Source organism: Rathayibacter sp. AY1H3 (genome assembly GCF_002932015.1).
This window is the reverse complement of record NZ_PSUU01000105.1, coordinates 1-631: the sequence shown is the minus strand read 5'-3', so window position 1 is coordinate 631 and position 631 is coordinate 1. Positions and strand designations below refer to the sequence as shown.

Here is a 631-nt window from a genome sequence, read left to right as displayed (position 1 = left end):
AGCCCTTGACGCTGCCGGCGCTCAGACCGGACTGCCAGAAGCGCTGGAGTCCGAGGAAGGCGACGACGATGGGGATGATCGTGAGGAGCGAGCCCGTGATCACGAGGTTGTAGATCGGCTGCGCGCTGACGCCGGTGGCCTGCGCGTTCCACTGGTTGAGGCCGACGGTGAGCGGGTACCAGGTGGGGTCGCTCAGCATGATCAGCGGGAGGAAGTAGTTGTTCCAGGTCGCGACGACCGAGAACAGCAGCACGGTCACGATGCCGGGGGCGAGGAGGCGGATGGAGATGGTGAAGAAGGTGCGGAACTCGCCCGCCCCGTCCATCCGCGCCGCTTCGAGCAGCTCGGTGGGCACCGACTCCACCGCGTAGACCCACACCAGGTACAGGCCGAACGGGCTGATCAGCGAGGGGATGATGATCGCCCACGGGGTGTTGGTCAGGCCGAGCTGGCTGAACATGAGGAACGTCGGGACGGCGAGGGCCGTGCCGGGCACCGCGATCGCTCCGAGCACCACGGCGAAGACCGCCTTGCGGCCCGTGAAGCGGAACTTCGCGAGGCCGTAGCCGGCGAGCGTGGCCAGGAGCGTCGCCCCTCCGGCGCCGACGACGACGTAGAGCAGGGTGTTGCC

1 protein-coding gene is annotated in these 631 nt (G+C 68.1%); it reads right to left on the bottom strand.

Going from position 1 to position 631, the window contains the following annotated elements:
- The coding region (locus C5C33_RS18120; RefSeq protein WP_104261796.1) for a carbohydrate ABC transporter permease at nt 1–631 on the bottom strand (631 nt) is incomplete at both ends.